The sequence below is a fragment of the Streptomyces aurantiacus genome (assembly GCF_027107535.1).
In the GTDB taxonomy this organism is placed as follows: Bacteria; Actinomycetota; Actinomycetes; order Streptomycetales; family Streptomycetaceae; genus Streptomyces.
The window spans coordinates 2211862-2227239 of record NZ_CP114283.1 but is presented as its reverse complement, the minus strand read 5'-3'; the positions used below and the strand labels follow the sequence as shown (position 1 = coordinate 2227239).

The window sequence follows — 15378 nt, the reverse complement described above, 5'->3', positions numbered from 1 at the left end:
CTTCGTTCCCCCTATGTACTTCGTGCGCCGGGCGCCGGGCTGTCTACAGGTGCGGCAGGATCGCCGGCATCAGGTCCTGGAAGGTGCGGCCGTTGGCAGGCGTACCGAGAGCGGTCATCTGCCAGCCCGTGCCCGCACGGTGGACCTTCGCCATGATCTGTGCCGTGTACTGGCCGCCGCCGGCCAGGGTGTACCTGGCGAGCTCCTGGCCGTTGGTCTCGTCGACCAGACGGCAGAACGCGTCCTGCACCTCCTGGAACGTCTGGCCGGTGAACGAGTTCACGGTGAAGACGATCTGGTCGATGTGGACCGGGATGCGCGCGAGGTCGACGAGGATCGCCTCGTCGTCCCCGCCCTGGCCCACGCCGCCGACGAGGTTGTCACCGGTGTGCCGCACGGAGCCGTCGTCGCTGACGAGGTGACGGAAGAACACCACGTCGACCGGCTGCTTGTCCGCGAAGAGCACGGCGGACGCGTCGAGGTCGATCTCGCGGGTGCGAGAGCCGAACAGGCCACGACGCGGGGCTGCCTGCCAGCCGAGCCCCATGCGTACCGCGGTCAGCGTGCCTCCGTCGTTCTTCTGCAGACTGATGGCCTGACCCTTGGTCATGTTGACCGTCACGCGCTGTTCCCTTCTCGGACCTGTCCCCTGTTGCCGCAGAAACCTGCGGTTGACCAGCAACCCTACGCAGGGCCACTGACAGTGCCGAAGCCTGGTGCACACTTTGTGTCGGTCTTGCAACACAGCGCGGCAGCACGGGCGTCAGGCGATACCGGCTTCCTTCATCTGCCGCAGCTCCTTCTTCATCTCCGAGACCTCGTCACGCAGCCGCGCGGCGATCTCGAAGTGCAGGTCAGCGGCGGCCGTGCGCATCCGCTGCGTCATCTCCTCGATCTGCTCCGCGAGTTCCGCCGCGGGGCGGTCGGTCGGCACGGTCTCCTTGCTCCTGCCCTTGGCGGAACCGGCTCCCTTGTCCGCCTTCGACCCGAGTGCGGGCACGGGGGCCTTGGCGCTCTTGCCGTCCTTCGACTTGCGGTAGCCCGAGCCGAGCAGCTGCTCCGTGTCGACGTCCTCGCGGGCGATCTGCGCCACGATGTCGTTGATCTTCTTACGGAGAGGCTGCGGGTCGATGCCCCGCTCCGTGTTGTACGCGACCTGCTTCTCCCGGCGGCGGTTGGTCTCCTCGATGGCCTTCTCCATCGCCGGGGTGATCTTGTCGGCGTACATGTGGACCTGACCGGAGACGTTGCGGGCCGCGCGGCCGATGGTCTGGATCAGCGAGGTACCGGAGCGCAGGAAGCCCTCCTTGTCGGCGTCGAGGATCGACACCAGGGACACCTCCGGGAGGTCGAGTCCCTCCCTGAGGAGGTTGATGCCGACGAGGACGTCGAACTCTCCGGCGCGCAGCTCACGCAGCAGTTCGACCCGGCGCAGGGTGTCGACGTCGCTGTGCAGGTACCGGACCTGGATGCCCATTTCGAGGAAGTAGTCGGTGAGGTCCTCGGCCATCTTCTTGGTGAGCGTGGTGACCAGGACCCGCTCGTCCTTCGCGGTGCGCTCGCGGATCTCGTGCACCAGGTCGTCGATCTGGCCCTCGGTGGGCTTGACGACGACCTCGGGGTCGATGAGGCCGGTGGGGCGGATGATCTGCTCGACGAAGCCGTCCCCGCGCGAGAGCTCGTACTTGCCCGGTGTCGCGGACAGGTAGACGGCCTGGCCGACGCGCTGCTGGAACTCCTCCCACTTCAGCGGGCGGTTGTCCAGGGCGGACGGCAGCCGGAAGCCGTGGTCGACGAGGGTGCGCTTGCGGGAGGCGTCGCCCTCGTACATCGCGCCGATCTGGGGCACGGTGACGTGCGACTCGTCGATGACGAGCAGGAAGTCGTCCGGGAAGTAGTCGAGCAGCGTGTTCGGCGGGGAGCCGGGCTCACGGTCGTCGAAGTGCATCGAGTAGTTCTCGACGCCCGAGCAGGAGCCGATCTGGCGGAGCATCTCCAGGTCGTACGTCGTGCGCATGCGAAGGCGCTGGGCCTCCAGGAGCTTGCCCTGCTTCTCCAGCTCCGTCAGGCGCTCGCCGAGCTCCTTCTCGATGGCGTGGGCGGCGCGCTCCAGGCGCTCGGGTCCGGCGACGTAGTGGGTGGCCGGGAAGACGTACTGCTGCTGGTCGTCGCTGATGATCTCGCCGGTGAGCGGGTGCAGTGTGGAGAGCGCCTCGATCTCGTCGCCGAACATCTCGATGCGGACGGCCAGCTCCTCGTAGACCGGGAAGATCTCGATGGTGTCGCCGCGGACACGGAAGGTGCCGCGGGTGAAGGCCAGGTCGTTGCGCGTGTACTGGATGTCGACGAAGCGGCGGAGCAGGTCGTCGCGGTCGATCTCGTCGCCGACCTTGAGGTTGACCATGCGGTCCACGTACTCCTGCGGCGTGCCGAGACCGTAGATGCAGGAGACCGAGGCGACCACGATGACGTCCCGGCGGGTGAGCAGCGAGTTGGTGGCGGAGTGGCGCAGGCGCTCCACCTCCTCGTTGATCGAGGAGTCCTTCTCGATGTAGGTGTCCGACTGCGGGACGTAGGCCTCGGGCTGGTAGTAGTCGTAGTACGAGACGAAGTACTCGACCGCGTTGTTCGGCAGCAGCTCGCGGAACTCGTTGGCCAGCTGGGCGGCCAGCGTCTTGTTCGGCGCCATCACGAGGGTGGGACGCTGAAGCTTCTCGATCATCCACGCGGTGGTCGCGGACTTGCCCGTGCCGGTCGCGCCGAGGAGGACGACATCCTTCTCACCTGCGAGGATGCGCCGCTCGAGGTCGGCGATGGCAGCGGGCTGGTCGCCGCTGGGCTGGTAGGGACTGACGACCTCGAAAGGCGCCACCGTGCGTTCGATCTTGGATACGGGCCGCATGGGATCAACCGTACGACCCCGCACTGACAACGGGGTCCCGTCACCAGTTCTGCGGGGTGCGGGAGCCGTGGTGACGGGAGCGCGGGCCGGGCACGTGCCGACGGCCGGTGGGGCGGACCGTGTGGGCCGGGATGCCCGGCTTCTGCTCGACTGGGCTCCAGTCGGGCTTGCCCATGACCATCAGCGGGTCGAACATCACGACGACGCCGGCCAGCAGCAGGAAGGCCAGCGGGCCGATCATCAGGGGCGCCAGCAGGGATGCGGGTGAGTCCCCGGAAGGAGTACTGGCGGCGCTGTGCAGATGGACGCTCAGGGCGGCCATCCCCGTGTAGTGCATGCCGCTGACGGCGAGACCCATCACGAGGCTCGCGCCCACGCTCCACAGGAAGCCCCGGACCTGGCCCGCCGCCCACAGGGCCGCGATCGCGGCGGCGACGGCGATGAGGACCGAGGCGCCGACGGTGAAGGTGTTGTACTCGAGCTTGCCGTTGAGGCGCATTCCGGCCATGCCCAGGTAGTGCATCGAGGCGACGCCCAGACCGGTGATGGTGCCCCCGGTGAACAGGGCCGTTCCGGAGGCCCCCCGGTATCCGACGATGAAGATCCCGATGCCGACCATGAGGATCGCGACGCCGAGGCTCGCGAAGGTCATCGGCTTGTCGTAGTGGATCGGGGTCTCCCGGACCGAGAAGCCCATCATCGCGATGAAGTGCATGGTCCAGATGCCGGAGCCGATCGCCGCGGAGCCGAGCGCGAGCCAGCCGGGGCGCCAGGAGCGGGTGACGAGCATCGATCTCGTGGTGCAGCGCAGGCCGAGCGCTCCACCGAGGCAAGCCATCAGGTACGCCACGAGCGGCGTGACGAGTCCATAGCTGAATCCGTCGATCGTGCCCTGCATGCGCGGTTGCCCTTCCGCCCTGTTACATCCCGGAACCCCGTGAATTGCCCCCGTCCCGGCAGCGCCACGGCGACCAGGGTTGACGCAGAGAGTATGACTCGCGCCGGAACGCTCGAACGATTTTGCGGCAAAGAATCACGGCCTTGCCGCAGTTGTGCAGCACGCGTGATCGGACTTGGGCAACTCCATTCAATCTATGGCCATCCTGCGCCCCCCTGTTGTTGACCCCCTGCTGTCACTCTGGAACCGTCCGTGATCGCAGACGCAAGGAGTACGCATGCACGCGCGCGCTGCCGCCGCCACGACCACCGCGCTCCTGGGAGCCGCCGCCCTCGTTCTCCCCATCCCCACCGCTCACGCGGCCGTGAGCACCGACCATCCCCTGGTCATCGCCCATCGCGGCGCCTCGGCCCAGGCCCCCGAGAACACGCTCGCCGCCATCGACAAGGCGGACCGTCTCGGGTTCCGCTGGGTCGAGAACGACGTCCAGCGCACCAAGGACGGCCAGCTCGTCGTGATCCACGACGACAACCTGGCCCGCACGACCGATGTGGAGGAGGTCTTCCCCGGGCGGGCCCCCTGGAAGGTGAAGGACTTCACCGCAGCGGAGATCGCCCGCCTGGACGCCGGCAGCTGGTTCAGCCCTCGGTACGCGGGCGCACGCGTACCGACGCTGAAGCAGTACATGAACCGGGTCTCGCGCAACCACCAGAAGCTCGTCCTGGAGATCAAGAACCCCGCGCTGTACCCGGGCATCGAACGGCAGACCCTCAAGGTCCTCAGCAACGAGGGCTGGCTGGGCCCGGCCCACGTGCGGAGCAAGCTGGTGATCCAGAGCTTCAGCGCGGACAGTGTGCGTACCGTGCACGCGCTGCGGCCCGACATCAAGACGGGCTTCCTGGGCACTCCGGCGGTCGCGCAGCTGCCCGCGTACGCGGAGTTCGCCGACCAGATCAACTCGTCGCACACGACGATCTCCCTCGGCTACGTCGCCGCGATCCACGCGCTCGAAGGGCCGCACGGCAGGCCCCTGGAGATCTTCACCTGGACCGTCGACACCGCGCAGGGCACCCGGCGCGTCGCGGGCTTCGGTGTCGACGGCGTCATCACGAACAAGCCGGACGTGGTGCGGGAGGCACTTCGCGAGGGCTGAGCCCTTGGGTTAACGGACCCACGCCGGTGGGCGTGGACGCCGGTGGGCGTCCACGCCCACCGGCGTTGTCAGTGGTGCGCCGTACCGTGGAGCGCATGAACAGCCATGGGCAGAACGAGCAGCGGGTGGTGTGGGCCGTCGTCGACAGCGGCATCGGCCCGCTACTGCTGGCGGCGACCGGCGAGGGCCTGGTCAGCGTTGCCTTCCACGCCACGGACGCGGTGCGCGACAGGACGCTCGAGCGGCTCGGCTCCCGGTTCGGCACCGAGCCCGTCGAAGCCCCGGAGTCCCCGTTGCTGGCCGAGGCGATACGCCAGGTCGCGGCGTACTTCGCGGGCGAGCTCCACGACTTCGAACTGCCGCTGGACTGGTCCCTGATCTCCGGGTTCAACCGCCAGGTGCTCCGCGAGCTGTCGTCCGGCGTTCCCTACGGGGCGGTGGTGGGCTATGGCGACCTGGCGCGTCGGGTCGGCCGGCCGGGGGCGGCCCAGGCGGTGGGGATGGCCATGGGAGCCAATCCGCTGCCGGTCGTCGTGCCCTGTCACCGGGTCGTGGAGCGCGACGGCGGCATCGGCGGGTTCGGGGGCGGCGTGGAGACGAAGCGGAAGCTGCTGGCGCTGGAGGGTGTGCTGCCGGAGCCCTTGTTCTGAGGGATGCCCTTCTCAGGGGGCGTGTTGCAGGATCGGCTCCGAAGTCGCTGTTCGTGAGGGGTCCTGGAGACAGGACGAGGGGGAGACCATGCCGGTGACCACGTTCTGCTTCACTCGTGTGCACGCGTCCGACCCGGTGCAGTTCACCGGCCCGGGTGGCGTAGCCGCCGTCGGTCTCCCCACTCGGGCGGGGTCGCGGTGACCGCCGTCGAGCGCCAGGTCGGCGCGCCTTTCGACGCGGCCGGACTGTCCGCCTTGCGACGCCGGACCTCGGCCGTGCTCATAGCCAGTCAGATCCTCGGCGGGCTCGGTGTGGCCACGGGGATCGCGCTCGCCGTGATCCTGGCCCAGGAGGTCGCCGGTACCGAGGCGCTCGCCGGGCTCGCGCCCACCGCGACCGTCGCCGGGACAGCGGTCCTCTCGGTACCGCTGGCCGCGCTGATGACCGCGCGCGGGCGCCGGCCGGGGCTCGTCCTGGCCTACCTCGTCGGAGCGCTGGGAGCGGGGGTCGTCGTGGTCGGCGCGGCCGTGGGCAGCTTTCCGCTGCTGCTGGCCGGCATGGCGGGCTTCGGCGCGGCCTCGTCGGCGAATCTGCAGGCGCGGTTCGCGGCCGCCGACCTGGCCGAGCCCGAGCAGCGGGCACGCGCCATCTCGAACGTCGTGTGGGCCACGACGATCGGCGCGGTCCTCGGCCCCAACATCGCGGCGCCCGCCGGCCGCAGCGTCTCCGGGCTCGGCATACCGGAGGCGGGGGGCCCCTTCCTGTGGGCAGCCGGGGTCTTCCTCATATCGGCGCTGCTGGTGGCGGTGCTGCTGCGGCCCGATCCGCTCCTGACCGCCCGCGCGCTGGCGCCGGTCGAGGAACAGTCGCCCGCCGCGCGGTCCATCAGGGCGGGGGCGGCCGCCGTCCGGGCGTCCCCGCGTGCACGGCTCGCCCTGGTCACGGTGGCCGTGTCGCACACGGCGATGGTGTCGGTCATGTCGATGACGCCCCTGGACCTCGGCCACCACGGGGCGGGCATCGATCTGATCGGGCTCGTCATCAGCATCCACATCGCGGGGATGTACGCGTTCTCGCCCGTCATGGGGCGGCTGTCCGACCGGTTCGGGCGTCTGCCGGTGATCGCTCTCGCCGTGGCGCTGCTGGCCTGTGCCGCGCTCCTCGCGGGTACCGCGGGTGCCGACCACGAGCAGACCGCCGCCGGGCTCTTCCTGCTGGGTCTCGGCTGGTCCGCGGGGCTCGTCTCCGGCTCCGCGCTCCTGACCGACTCCGTGCCCCAGCCCGCGCGTGCTGCCGCGCAGGGGCTGTCCGACCTGACCATGAACACGGCCGCGGGGCTCGGCGGGGCCGCCGCCGGTCTCGTCGTCGCCCAGGCGAGCTACGGCTGGCTGAACCTCGTCGCCGCCTGTCTGCTGCTGCCGCTCGGCGCGCTGGTGCTGTTCACCAGGGGCCGGCCCTCCCGGTCGTGAAGGGCCCACGGGGCCCGCGCGAAGGCTGGCCGGAACGGCGTGGCGGTAGCAGACTCCGCCCTGCGTACAGCCACTGGCATCCGAAGGCACGGGGGCCGAAGGGACGGCGATCACGTATGAGCGGGAACAGGGCAGTCGCGTACCTCAAACCGGGCGCGGTGGAAGTCAGGACCATCGACTACCCGACGCTCGAACTGCAGGACGGGCCGGGGGTGGCCGCCGCGAACGTCGGCCGCACGTGCCGGCACGGAGTCATCCTGAAAGTACTCGCCAGCAACATCTGCGGCAGCGACCAGCACATGGTGCGCGGCCGTACGACAGCGCCCGAGGGCCTTGTCCTCGGGCACGAAATCACCGGAGAGGTCGTCGAGCGCGGCCCGGACGTCGAGTTCGTCGAGGTCGGGGACATCGTCTCGGTGCCCTTCAACATCGCCTGCGGACGGTGCCGCAACTGCAAGGAGCGCGCGAGCGGCATCTGCCTGAACGTCAACCCGGCCCGCCCCGGGGCGGCCTACGGCTATGTCGACATGGGCGGCTGGGTCGGAGGCCAGGCGGAGTACGCCATGGTCCCGTACGCGGACTTCAACCTGCTGCGGTTCCCGGACCGGGACCAGGCACGCGAGAAGCTCCTCGACCTGACCATGCTGTCCGACATCTTCCCGACCGGCTTCCACGGCGCGGTGACCGCGGGGACCGAAGTGGGATCGACGGTGTACGTCGCCGGTGCGGGCCCGGTCGGTCTCGCGGCCGCGGCGTCGGCGCAGCTGCTCGGTGCGGCCGTCGTCATCGTCGGCGACCTGAACGCCGAACGTCTCGCGCAGGCGCGGAGTTTCGGCTGCGAGACGGTCGACGTCAGCCGGGGCGACGTCGGCGAGCAGATCGAGCAGATCCTGGGTGAGCCGGAGGTGGACGCGGCCGTCGACGCGGTCGGCTTCGAGGCGCGGGCCCATGGCCCCGACGCTCCGGAGGCGCCCGCCACGGTGCTCAACTCGCTGATGGGCATCACGCGCGCGGGCGGTGCGCTGGGTATTCCGGGCCTGTACGTCACGGACGATCCCGGCGGGGCCGACCAGGACGCGCGGACCGGGACGCTCAAGGTGCGCCTCGGCCTGGGATGGGCGAAGAGCCATCGCTTCACGACAGGTCAGTGCCCTGTGATGCGGTACCACCGAGGGCTGATGAAGGCGATCCTGCACGAGAGGGTGCACATCGCCAAGGCCGTCAACGCGACGGTGATCGGTCTGGACGACGCACCGCGCGGCTACGCCGAGTTCGACCAGGGCGCCGGCCGCAAGTACGTGCTGGATCCGCACGGGGTGCTGAACGGGATACAGCCCGTCTGAGGAACCGGCCGGGCGATGCCTCGTCAAACGGGGTGCCCCTGCTCGTGGGCACCCCGTTTCCCTCGGTCGATGGTCCGCGGTGGCGGTGGCGGTGGCGGTGGCTGAGAACTACTCGTAGTGCCGGGCCTCGAAGATGTTTCCGTCCGGGTCCCTGAAGTAGAAGCTCCGCCTGGCCTTTCCGCGGGCGCCGAAAGCGTCGTACGTGAAGTCCGAGAGCGGTACGGCGCGTTCCTCCAGGCGGGCGTGGAGCGCGTCGAAGGCCTCGCCCGTGAGCGACAGGCACACGTGATTGACCGGGTGGCCCGCGCTGTCGGCGGCGCCGGGCACGACGTTCATGCGCGCGGCCATCGTCAGGGGTGCCAGGTCGAAGATGGTCTCCTCGTTGAGGCGTACGGAAGGGAAGGACGCCTTTCCCTCGGCGAACTCGGTGACCCTGAGGGGTTCGAGACCCACCGCCTTCTCGTAGAAGTCGGCCGAGGCGACGGGGTCGCGTACCCAGAGGACTACATGGTCGAGACGTGTCGTGTTGTCCGTCATGCCCTCAGACTGCTGCCCTCTTGAGCCGGCCTCAAGGGTTTGGCCGGGCGCGTCGCCCGCCAGGGATGAGGGGAGAACCGACAGACAGGAGGCACGCGCGTGCTGGTGGTGTCCGAAGAGGTGCGGGAGGCGCTGGCCGCGGGGCGGCCCGTGGTGGCACTGGAGTCCACGATCATCGCGCACGGACTGCCGCGTCCGCGCAATCTCCAGGTGGCCGTGGAACTGGAGGACGCCGTACGCCGGGAGGGCGCCGTTCCGGCGACGATCGCCGTGCTCGACGGGCGACCCCACGTGGGCCTCGACAAGGAGCAGGTGGAGCGGGTCGCCAACGAGGACGGCATCCGCAAGCTCGGGCATCGCGATCTGCCGCTCGCGGTCGCCGCCGGAGCCAGCGGGGCCACCACGGTGTCGGCGACGGCGCTGCTGGCCGCGCAGGCAGGTGTGCGGGTGTTCGCCACGGGCGGCCTCGGGGGTGTGCACAGGGAGTGGACGGCGACGCAGGACGAGTCCGCCGACCTCGGGCTCCTCGCCCGTACCCGGATCACGGTGGTGTGCGCGGGGGTGAAGTCGATCCTGGACGTGCCGGCGACCCTGCAACGCCTGGAGACACTGGGGGTCGCGGTCGCCGGATACGGGACGACGCGCTTTCCCGGCTTCTACCTGTCGGACTCGGGACACCCGGTGGACTGGACACTGGAGTCGCCCGGCGAGGTCGCGGCCGTCATGCGCGCGCAGGACGCGCTGGACGGGCCCGAGTCGGCGCTGATCGTCGCCAATCCCGTGCCCGAGGCGCAACAGCTCGATCCCGGGCTCCACGCGCGCGTGCTGGCCGACGCGCTGCACGCGTGCGAGGCGGAGGGCGTGAGCGGCCAGGCGGTCACTCCTTTCCTCCTCGACCACCTGGTGCGCCACACCGACGGGGCGTCACTGGAGGCCAACCTCGCGGCGGTGCGCGGCAACGTACGGCTCGCGGGCGGGATCGCGGCGGCCTGGGCGCAGGGGTGACCGGGGCGGGAGGCTCCGGTGGGGCTCTTCTTGTCGTCGGTGACGTCATCACGGACGTCGTGGCCCGGCACCGCGGGCCCCTCGCGCCGGGCACCGACACGGCCGCCGCCGTCCGGACCGTGCCGGGCGGCGCGGGCGCCAACGTCGCGTGCTGGGCGGCCCGTCGGGGCGGTACGGAGGTGCGGTTCCTCGGCCGGGTCGGTGCCGACTCCGCCGCGTGGCACGAGCGGGAACTGGTGGACTGCGGAGTGCGGCCCCATCTGGTCGTCGACCCGCGGGCGCCGACGGGGACGGTGATCTGCCTGGTGGACGCGGATGCCTCGGCGGAGCGCACGTTCCTCACGGACAGCGGTGCGTCCCTGCGACTCAGTGCGGACGACTGGTCGCCGGCGCTCCTTGACGGGGTCGCGTGGCTGCACCTGTCGGGCTACCTGTTCTTCTCCGAGCCGTGCCGGGCTCTGGTGGCGGCGGCGCTGGAGTCGGCACGCGCGCGTGGTGTACCGGTGAGCGTGGATCCCGCCTCGGCGGGGTTCCTCGCCGTGCTGGGCGCGGACCGTTTCCTCTCGCTCGTCGAGGGGGTCGACGTCCTGCTGCCGAGCCGGGACGAGGCCTGTCTGCTCACAGGCCTGCCCGATGCGGGGGACGCGGCGGCCAAGCTGAGCCGGCTCATTCCGCTGGTGGTGGTCAAGCAGGGCGACGCCGGGGCCCTCGTCGCCCGGTCGGGGGCGGTCCGGGCCCGGGTTCCGGCAAAACCGGCGGCTCCCGTCGACACCACGGGCGCCGGTGACGCCTTCACCGGCGCCTTCCTGGCCACGCTGCTGGGCGGCGGCCGGCCGGAGGAGGCGGTCACCGAGGGGTGCCGAGCCGGGGCACGAGCGGTGGAGCAGGTGGGCGGGAGGCCGGAGCGAGCGGCGTAGCCCGCCCGGGCACTACACCTTGCGTCCCCATGCCGAGATCAGTGGAGCCGTGGTCAGGTCCATCCCGCCCGCGGCGACGTTCGCCAGGTGGCGGTCGATGTCCTGGTCGGTGGCGAGGCCCGCCGCGACGAGCTGGTCACGGACCTGGCCGACCGTCTCGGACTCGAGCGCCCGGCAGGCGGAAGCGGTGATGGGGAAGTACGCGTCGGCCTCGACCTGCCGCAGTCCGGCCTCGCGGAGCAGCCGGGGAAGCCTGCGCCCGTACGCCGGTTCGACGCCGCTTTCGGCGAGCGTGTCTCGCACCGCATGGCGCAGCCGGTTGGCGAGCTGCTGCTCGGGGCCGCGCTCGTCCGGGCAGGCCAACGGCTGCATCGTGGGGTCGGCCTCCTCGACCAGAAGTCGTCCGCCGGGCCGCAGCGCCCTGATCATCGAGTACAACGCCCGCTCCCTGTCCGGCACATGAGCGAGGACGAGTCGGGCGTGCACGAGGTCGAAGCCCTCCCCCGGCGGCTCGTCGACGCCCACGTCGTGGACGCGCAGCTGGATCGGCGGGCGAACGCTCGAGGGCGCCCATGAGGTGTCGAGGTCGGTCGCGACGACCCGTCCGGTGGGGCCGACCCGCTTGGCGAGCCAGGACACCACGGACATGCCTCCGGCGCCCACCTCCCAGCAGCGCCAGCCGGAGCCGATGCCGAACCGTTCGATGTGCCGGAACGTCGTGGGGTCGAAGAGAGCGGCGAGGGCGTCGAAACGCTGCCCCGCATCGGGCTGGCGGTTGTCGAGGAGGTGCGCGTCGGTTCGCATCATGCGCTGATCATCCCATTTATCCATCTTGTCCGGAGTGGTCGACGCTCCCGGCGCGAGCGCGTCGCACTCGGCGGATCCGCGGCCCCGACGCCCCGTCAGCATCGGGCGAAGCAGTGGTTCCGGAACGGAATGTTCCGTTCCCCCAGGCGTAACCGGCCGCCAAAACATCCTGGCAGACTGGCCGCGGCAAGGCGCAGAGGGCGGCGCGAGGAGATCCACGCAAGGAGATCCAGATGTCCATGGCAGTGAATCTGCGGAAGGTCACAGGCCTGAGCAAGGTCGGCGGCCTCCGCAGAGTGGCACGGCTGACACGGCGGCGCACTCGTGTCGACCTGAGCCACCCCGCCCGGTCACCGCTGGGTTCCGCGGTCGTGAACTGCGTGGCGTACGAGGAAGGGGCCAGGGTCCCGGCCGGCCGCGATCTGGTCGAGACGGTGGAGCGGATCCGCAAGGCCGACGGCGGCTTCGTCTGGCTCGGGCTGCACGAGCCGACCGAGGTGGAGTTCGCGGGCATCGCCGAGCTCTTCGATCTGCACCCGCTGGCCGTCGAGGACGCGGTGGACGCCCACCAGCGCCCGAAGCTGGAGCGGTACGGCGAGACGCTGTTCGCGGTGTTCAAGACGGTCTGCTACGTCGAACACACCGAACTGACGGCGACCAGCGAAGTGGTGAACACCGGCGAGATCATGGTGTTCGTCGGCCGGGACTTCGTGGTCACCGTGCGGCACGGTCGGCATGGTTCCCTCGGCCCGCTGCGCGAGGAGCTGGAGGCCGACCCGCAGCAGCTCGCCAAGGGGCCGGCCGCCGTACTGCACGCCATCGCGGACCATGTGGTGGACGACTATCTGAACGTCACGGACGCCGTCCAGGAGGACATCGACGAGGTCGAGACGGACGTGTTCGCGGAGAACGGCGCGCGGGCCGACCCCGGGCGCATCTACCAGCTCAAGCGTGAACTGCTCGAGCTGAAGCGGGCAGTGGTCCCGCTGGGCCGGCCCATCATGGATCTCGCCACGCGGCCGATACGGGTGATCGACCCGGAGATACAGGCCTATTTCCGGGACGTCTCCGACCACCAGCTGCGAGCCGCCGAGCAGATAGCCGCGTTCGACGAACTGCTCAACTCGATCCTGCAGGCGCATCTCGCACAGGTCAGCGTCGCGCAGAACGAGGACATGCGGAAGATCACGGCGTGGGCGGCGCTGATCGCCGTGCCGACGATGGTCTGCGGTGTCTACGGCATGAACTTCGACCACATGCCGGAGCTGCACTGGAAGTTCGGCTACCCCCTGGCGGTCGGCATGATCGCCGTCGCGTGCTTCACCCTCTTCCGGGGTTTCAAGCGAAACGGCTGGCTGTGACGCTGCCCGCCCGGCACGGTCTGCCGGGCGGGGCCTCCCCGTAATGCCCTGGGAGCTACGCCGTCAGCGTGCCGCGCCCTTCGCGTAGACGCCCTCGACCCAGCCCGCGAGCTGTTCGTCCGTCAGGTGCCTGGCCAGATCGGACTCGCTGATCATTCCGACCAGGCGCTTGTTGTCGATCACAGGGAGGCGACGGATCTGATGACCCTGCATTTCACCGAGCACGTCGCTGACGTCGGCGCTCGCCTCGATCCAGCGTGGAGTGCCCTTGGCCATCTCGCCCGCGGTGACGCGGGCCGGGTCGTGGCCCATGGCCACACACCCGATCACGATGTCGCGGTCCGTGAGGATGCCGCAGAGCCGTTCGTTCTCGTCGCTGATGGGCAGCGCGCCCACGTTGAGTTCACGCATCAGCTGTGCGGCCCGATCCAGAGTCTCGTGTGCGGGGATCCACTGGGCGCCGCGGTGCATGATGTCTCCGGCGGTGGTCATGTAGTACCTCCCGGTGCCGGACGGCCGGCGCGGCGCGGGCACGCACCGCTGGTCCCGGCGCCATACATTCTCGCCGGGTACGAGGAGATACGCACCCGGAGGTCCGCGGTCACCGGCTGACATCCGCGCCCCACCCTTCCCTGTCCCGCAGCGGGAAGCCGGCGATCCGCCCGGTCAGCGGAGGACCGGGACCCTCTGGCTGTCGGCTGTCGGCTGTCGGCTGTCGGCTGTCGGGTCAGCCGTTCCACGCCGGGTGGCGCGGGTCGTCCGCGCGCACCAGGACATCGGCCGTGTCCCCCGGAGCCGTCTCGCTCTCGTAGCGCTCGTACGCGGGGAGCGTCCAGTGTTCTTCTTCCGGGGTGCGCCGGCGCAGGGCGGCCGGGGAGAGGTGCACGTGGACGGCGAGGTCGAACGGGAACCAGTGCCGCAGGAGCAGTGGTCCGTGCAGCAGCAGCACGGCGCCCGGAGGGAGTTGGATGTACGGGCTGCGGGTGGCGCGGTCGGTCGCCGGGTCCAGGAGGTCGGGCAGGACGCGTCCGTCACCGCCCGGTTCCAGCGGGCCGAAGACCTCGCGCCACAGGGCACCGGTGTCGAGCCGGCCGTCGTAGTAGGACTCCACGTCCTGGCGGCCGTACTCGAACCGGAGCGAGGCGGGCCTCAGATAGCCCTCCGTGCTGATGACCAGGGCGAACCGGCCGCGCGGGCGAAGGGCTTCGGCGACGCGTTCGGCGAGGTCGCCCGGGCGGGCGGCCGGGGCACCGTCGAAGGCGATGCGCGGCCAGGGGCTGCCGTCGGCCGGCTCCAGGTCGAGCAGGCGCTCGGCGAGGAGTTCGCCGAGCCGGTCCCAGGTGATCGCTTCGAGTCGCACACGGCCCATGATGCCGCGCGGGCGCACATGTACGACGGCCGCATGTTCATGAGCGGCTCCACCGCGCCGGGTGGCGCGACCGGCGACACGGCGACGAGGGAAGGGACTGCACAGGAGAGGTTCGCGGGTCGGCGTGCGCCGGGTCTCCGGCCGGGAATGAACCGCCCATGGCGACCACGGCAACTCCTCCGCCCCGCATCGGGCCTCTCGTCGTCCAGCCGTTGAAGAGGCGGCACTGTGGCGAGTGCCGGTGCGGTCCCCTCCCGCTGCTGGTGCTGGAGGAGGGGACACCGCGGTGTCTCGACTGTGCGGACCTCGGGCACCTGGTGTTCCTGCCGCGGGGTGACACGGCGTTGACGCGGAGGTCGCGGGAGGGGAGCGGATTGTCGGCGGTCGTGGTGCGGTTCAACCGGCGACGGGGCCGGTACGAGCGACAGGGGGTGCTCGTCGAGGAGGCGGCGCTCGCGCGGGCCGAGGAGCGGTGTCTGGCGGACGCGGAGGCGCGACGGCGGCGCCGTGTGCGGGACGCTCGGCGGCGGGCCGCGGAGGATGGGCGGTTCACCGACGCCTTCGCGTGGGAGATCCGGCGGCGGTTCCCCGGCTGCCCGGCCGACCGGGCGCGCGCCATCGCCGCGCACGCCTCGCTGCGGGGCAGCGGGCGGGTGGGGCGCAGCGCCGCCGGGCGCGCGTTGTCCGAAGCGGCGGTGCTGTCCGCCGTGCGCGCGGCGGTCCGGCACACGGACACCCCGTACGACCAGTTGCTGATGAGGGGGGTCCAGCGCCACGAGGCCCGCCGCCGGATCGCTCCCGCGGTCGAGGCGACGCTCGCGGAGTGGCGTGAGAGCGGACGGACAGGCGGTGGACGGACCGGGGACGAGCGGGCCGGAGAAGGGCGGGCCGGGAGCGGACGGACCGTGGACGGCCGGGCCGCAGACGAACCGGCCGGGGACGAACCGGCCGGGGACGAAAGGACAG

Annotated in this window: 14 protein-coding genes and 1 pseudogene; 8 read left to right on the top strand and 7 right to left on the bottom strand. The window is 70.8% G+C overall.

Features of this window, described 5'->3' with window-relative positions:
• Positions 1–43: 43 nt before the first annotated feature.
• From O1Q96_RS11535 to O1Q96_RS11525, 3 genes are all read right to left on the bottom strand, one after another.
• A complete protein-coding gene (locus O1Q96_RS11535) occupies positions 44–622 on the bottom strand; it encodes a TerD family protein (protein WP_151478427.1) in 579 nt (192 codons plus the stop codon).
• 141 nt (positions 623–763) lie between these two features.
• Complete coding sequence (gene uvrB, locus O1Q96_RS11530; protein WP_269248076.1) at positions 764–2902, bottom strand: excinuclease ABC subunit UvrB; 2139 nt, start codon at positions 2900–2902, stop codon at positions 764–766.
• Between the two features lie 40 nt (positions 2903–2942).
• Positions 2943–3800, bottom strand: a complete 858-nt coding sequence (locus tag O1Q96_RS11525) for an MHYT domain-containing protein (protein ID WP_269248075.1) — start codon at positions 3798–3800, stop codon at positions 2943–2945.
• A 277-nt stretch (positions 3801–4077) separates the two neighbouring features.
• Here O1Q96_RS11525 and O1Q96_RS11520 point away from each other — a divergent pair, with 277 nt between their 5' ends.
• The 4 genes from O1Q96_RS11520 (at position 4078) to fdhA (ending at position 8416) form a co-directional block, all read left to right on the top strand.
• Complete coding sequence (locus O1Q96_RS11520; RefSeq protein WP_269248074.1) at positions 4078–4953, top strand: glycerophosphodiester phosphodiesterase; 876 nt, start codon at positions 4078–4080, stop codon at positions 4951–4953.
• 95 nt (positions 4954–5048) lie between these two features.
• Positions 5049–5603, top strand: a complete 555-nt coding sequence (locus O1Q96_RS11515; RefSeq protein WP_269248073.1) for a methylated-DNA--[protein]-cysteine S-methyltransferase — start codon at positions 5049–5051, stop codon at positions 5601–5603.
• 198 nt (positions 5604–5801) lie between these two features.
• Positions 5802–7073 (top strand): MFS transporter, encoded by a 1272-nt coding sequence (locus tag O1Q96_RS11510; protein WP_269248072.1) that lies wholly within the window; start codon positions 5802–5804, stop codon positions 7071–7073.
• A 116-nt stretch (positions 7074–7189) separates the two neighbouring features.
• On the top strand, positions 7190–8416 hold the full coding sequence (fdhA, locus tag O1Q96_RS11505; protein ID WP_269248071.1) for a formaldehyde dehydrogenase, glutathione-independent: 1227 nt from the start codon (positions 7190–7192) through the stop codon (positions 8414–8416).
• A 108-nt stretch (positions 8417–8524) separates the two neighbouring features.
• Here fdhA and O1Q96_RS11500 read toward each other — a convergent pair whose 3' ends face one another.
• Entirely contained in the window at positions 8525–8953 is a 429-nt protein-coding gene (locus O1Q96_RS11500; protein WP_269248070.1) for a VOC family protein, read from the bottom strand.
• Positions 8954–9052: 99 nt separating this feature from the next.
• Here O1Q96_RS11500 and O1Q96_RS11495 point away from each other — a divergent pair, with 99 nt between their 5' ends.
• Together O1Q96_RS11495 and O1Q96_RS11490 are read left to right on the top strand one after the other, a co-directional pair.
• Positions 9053–9958: a pseudouridine-5'-phosphate glycosidase gene (locus O1Q96_RS11495; RefSeq protein ID WP_269248069.1), complete on the top strand. Its 906-nt coding sequence runs from the start codon at positions 9053–9055 to the stop codon at positions 9956–9958.
• Positions 9955–10875, top strand: a complete 921-nt coding sequence (locus tag O1Q96_RS11490) for a carbohydrate kinase family protein (RefSeq protein WP_269248068.1) — start codon at positions 9955–9957, stop codon at positions 10873–10875. The genes O1Q96_RS11495 and O1Q96_RS11490 overlap by 4 nt, the downstream gene beginning before the upstream one ends.
• A gap of 12 nt (positions 10876–10887) precedes the next feature.
• Here the strand turns inward: O1Q96_RS11490 and O1Q96_RS11485 are convergent, their stop codons facing one another.
• Complete coding sequence (locus tag O1Q96_RS11485; RefSeq protein WP_269248067.1) at positions 10888–11682, bottom strand: methyltransferase domain-containing protein; 795 nt, start codon at positions 11680–11682, stop codon at positions 10888–10890.
• A gap of 233 nt (positions 11683–11915) precedes the next feature.
• On the opposite strand from O1Q96_RS11485, the gene O1Q96_RS11480 reads away from it, so the two are divergent.
• Complete coding sequence (locus tag O1Q96_RS11480) at positions 11916–13043, top strand: magnesium and cobalt transport protein CorA (protein ID WP_269248066.1); 1128 nt, start codon at positions 11916–11918, stop codon at positions 13041–13043.
• A 63-nt stretch (positions 13044–13106) separates the two neighbouring features.
• Here the strand turns inward: O1Q96_RS11480 and O1Q96_RS11475 are convergent, their stop codons facing one another.
• Positions 13107–13535 carry a CBS domain-containing protein gene (locus O1Q96_RS11475; protein WP_269248065.1) on the bottom strand — a complete coding sequence of 143 codons (429 nt, stop codon included), beginning with the start codon at positions 13533–13535 and terminating at the stop codon, positions 13107–13109.
• A gap of 235 nt (positions 13536–13770) precedes the next feature.
• Positions 13771–14412 (bottom strand): nucleoside/nucleotide kinase family protein, encoded by a 642-nt coding sequence (locus O1Q96_RS11470; RefSeq protein WP_269248064.1) that lies wholly within the window; start codon positions 14410–14412, stop codon positions 13771–13773.
• Between the two features lie 158 nt (positions 14413–14570).
• Here O1Q96_RS11470 and O1Q96_RS11465 point away from each other — a divergent pair.
• Positions 14571–15260 (top strand): annotated as a pseudogene (locus tag O1Q96_RS11465) (DUF2293 domain-containing protein); the annotation flags it as partial.
• Positions 15261–15378: the final 118 nt, after the last annotated feature.

Bases quoted from the DNA above. Each gene is read 5' to 3' on its own strand.
- uvrB (WP_269248076.1), bottom strand. From the start codon at position 2,902: ATGCGGCCCGTATCCAAGATCGAACGCACGGTGGCGCCTTTCGAGGTC.
- O1Q96_RS11525 (WP_269248075.1), bottom strand. From the start codon at position 3,800: ATGCAGGGCACGATCGACGGATTCAGCTATGGACTCGTCACGCCGCTC.
- O1Q96_RS11520 (WP_269248074.1), top strand. From the start codon at position 4,078: ATGCACGCGCGCGCTGCCGCCGCCACGACCACCGCGCTCCTGGGAGCC.
- O1Q96_RS11515 (WP_269248073.1), top strand. From the start codon at position 5,049: ATGAACAGCCATGGGCAGAACGAGCAGCGGGTGGTGTGGGCCGTCGTC.
- fdhA (WP_269248071.1), top strand. From the start codon at position 7,190: ATGAGCGGGAACAGGGCAGTCGCGTACCTCAAACCGGGCGCGGTGGAA.
- O1Q96_RS11500 (WP_269248070.1), bottom strand. From the start codon at position 8,953: ATGACGGACAACACGACACGTCTCGACCATGTAGTCCTCTGGGTACGC.
- O1Q96_RS11485 (WP_269248067.1), bottom strand. From the start codon at position 11,682: ATGATGCGAACCGACGCGCACCTCCTCGACAACCGCCAGCCCGATGCG.
- O1Q96_RS11480 (WP_269248066.1), top strand. From the start codon at position 11,916: ATGTCCATGGCAGTGAATCTGCGGAAGGTCACAGGCCTGAGCAAGGTC.
- O1Q96_RS11475 (WP_269248065.1), bottom strand. From the start codon at position 13,535: ATGACCACCGCCGGAGACATCATGCACCGCGGCGCCCAGTGGATCCCC.
- O1Q96_RS11470 (WP_269248064.1), bottom strand. From the start codon at position 14,412: ATGGGCCGTGTGCGACTCGAAGCGATCACCTGGGACCGGCTCGGCGAA.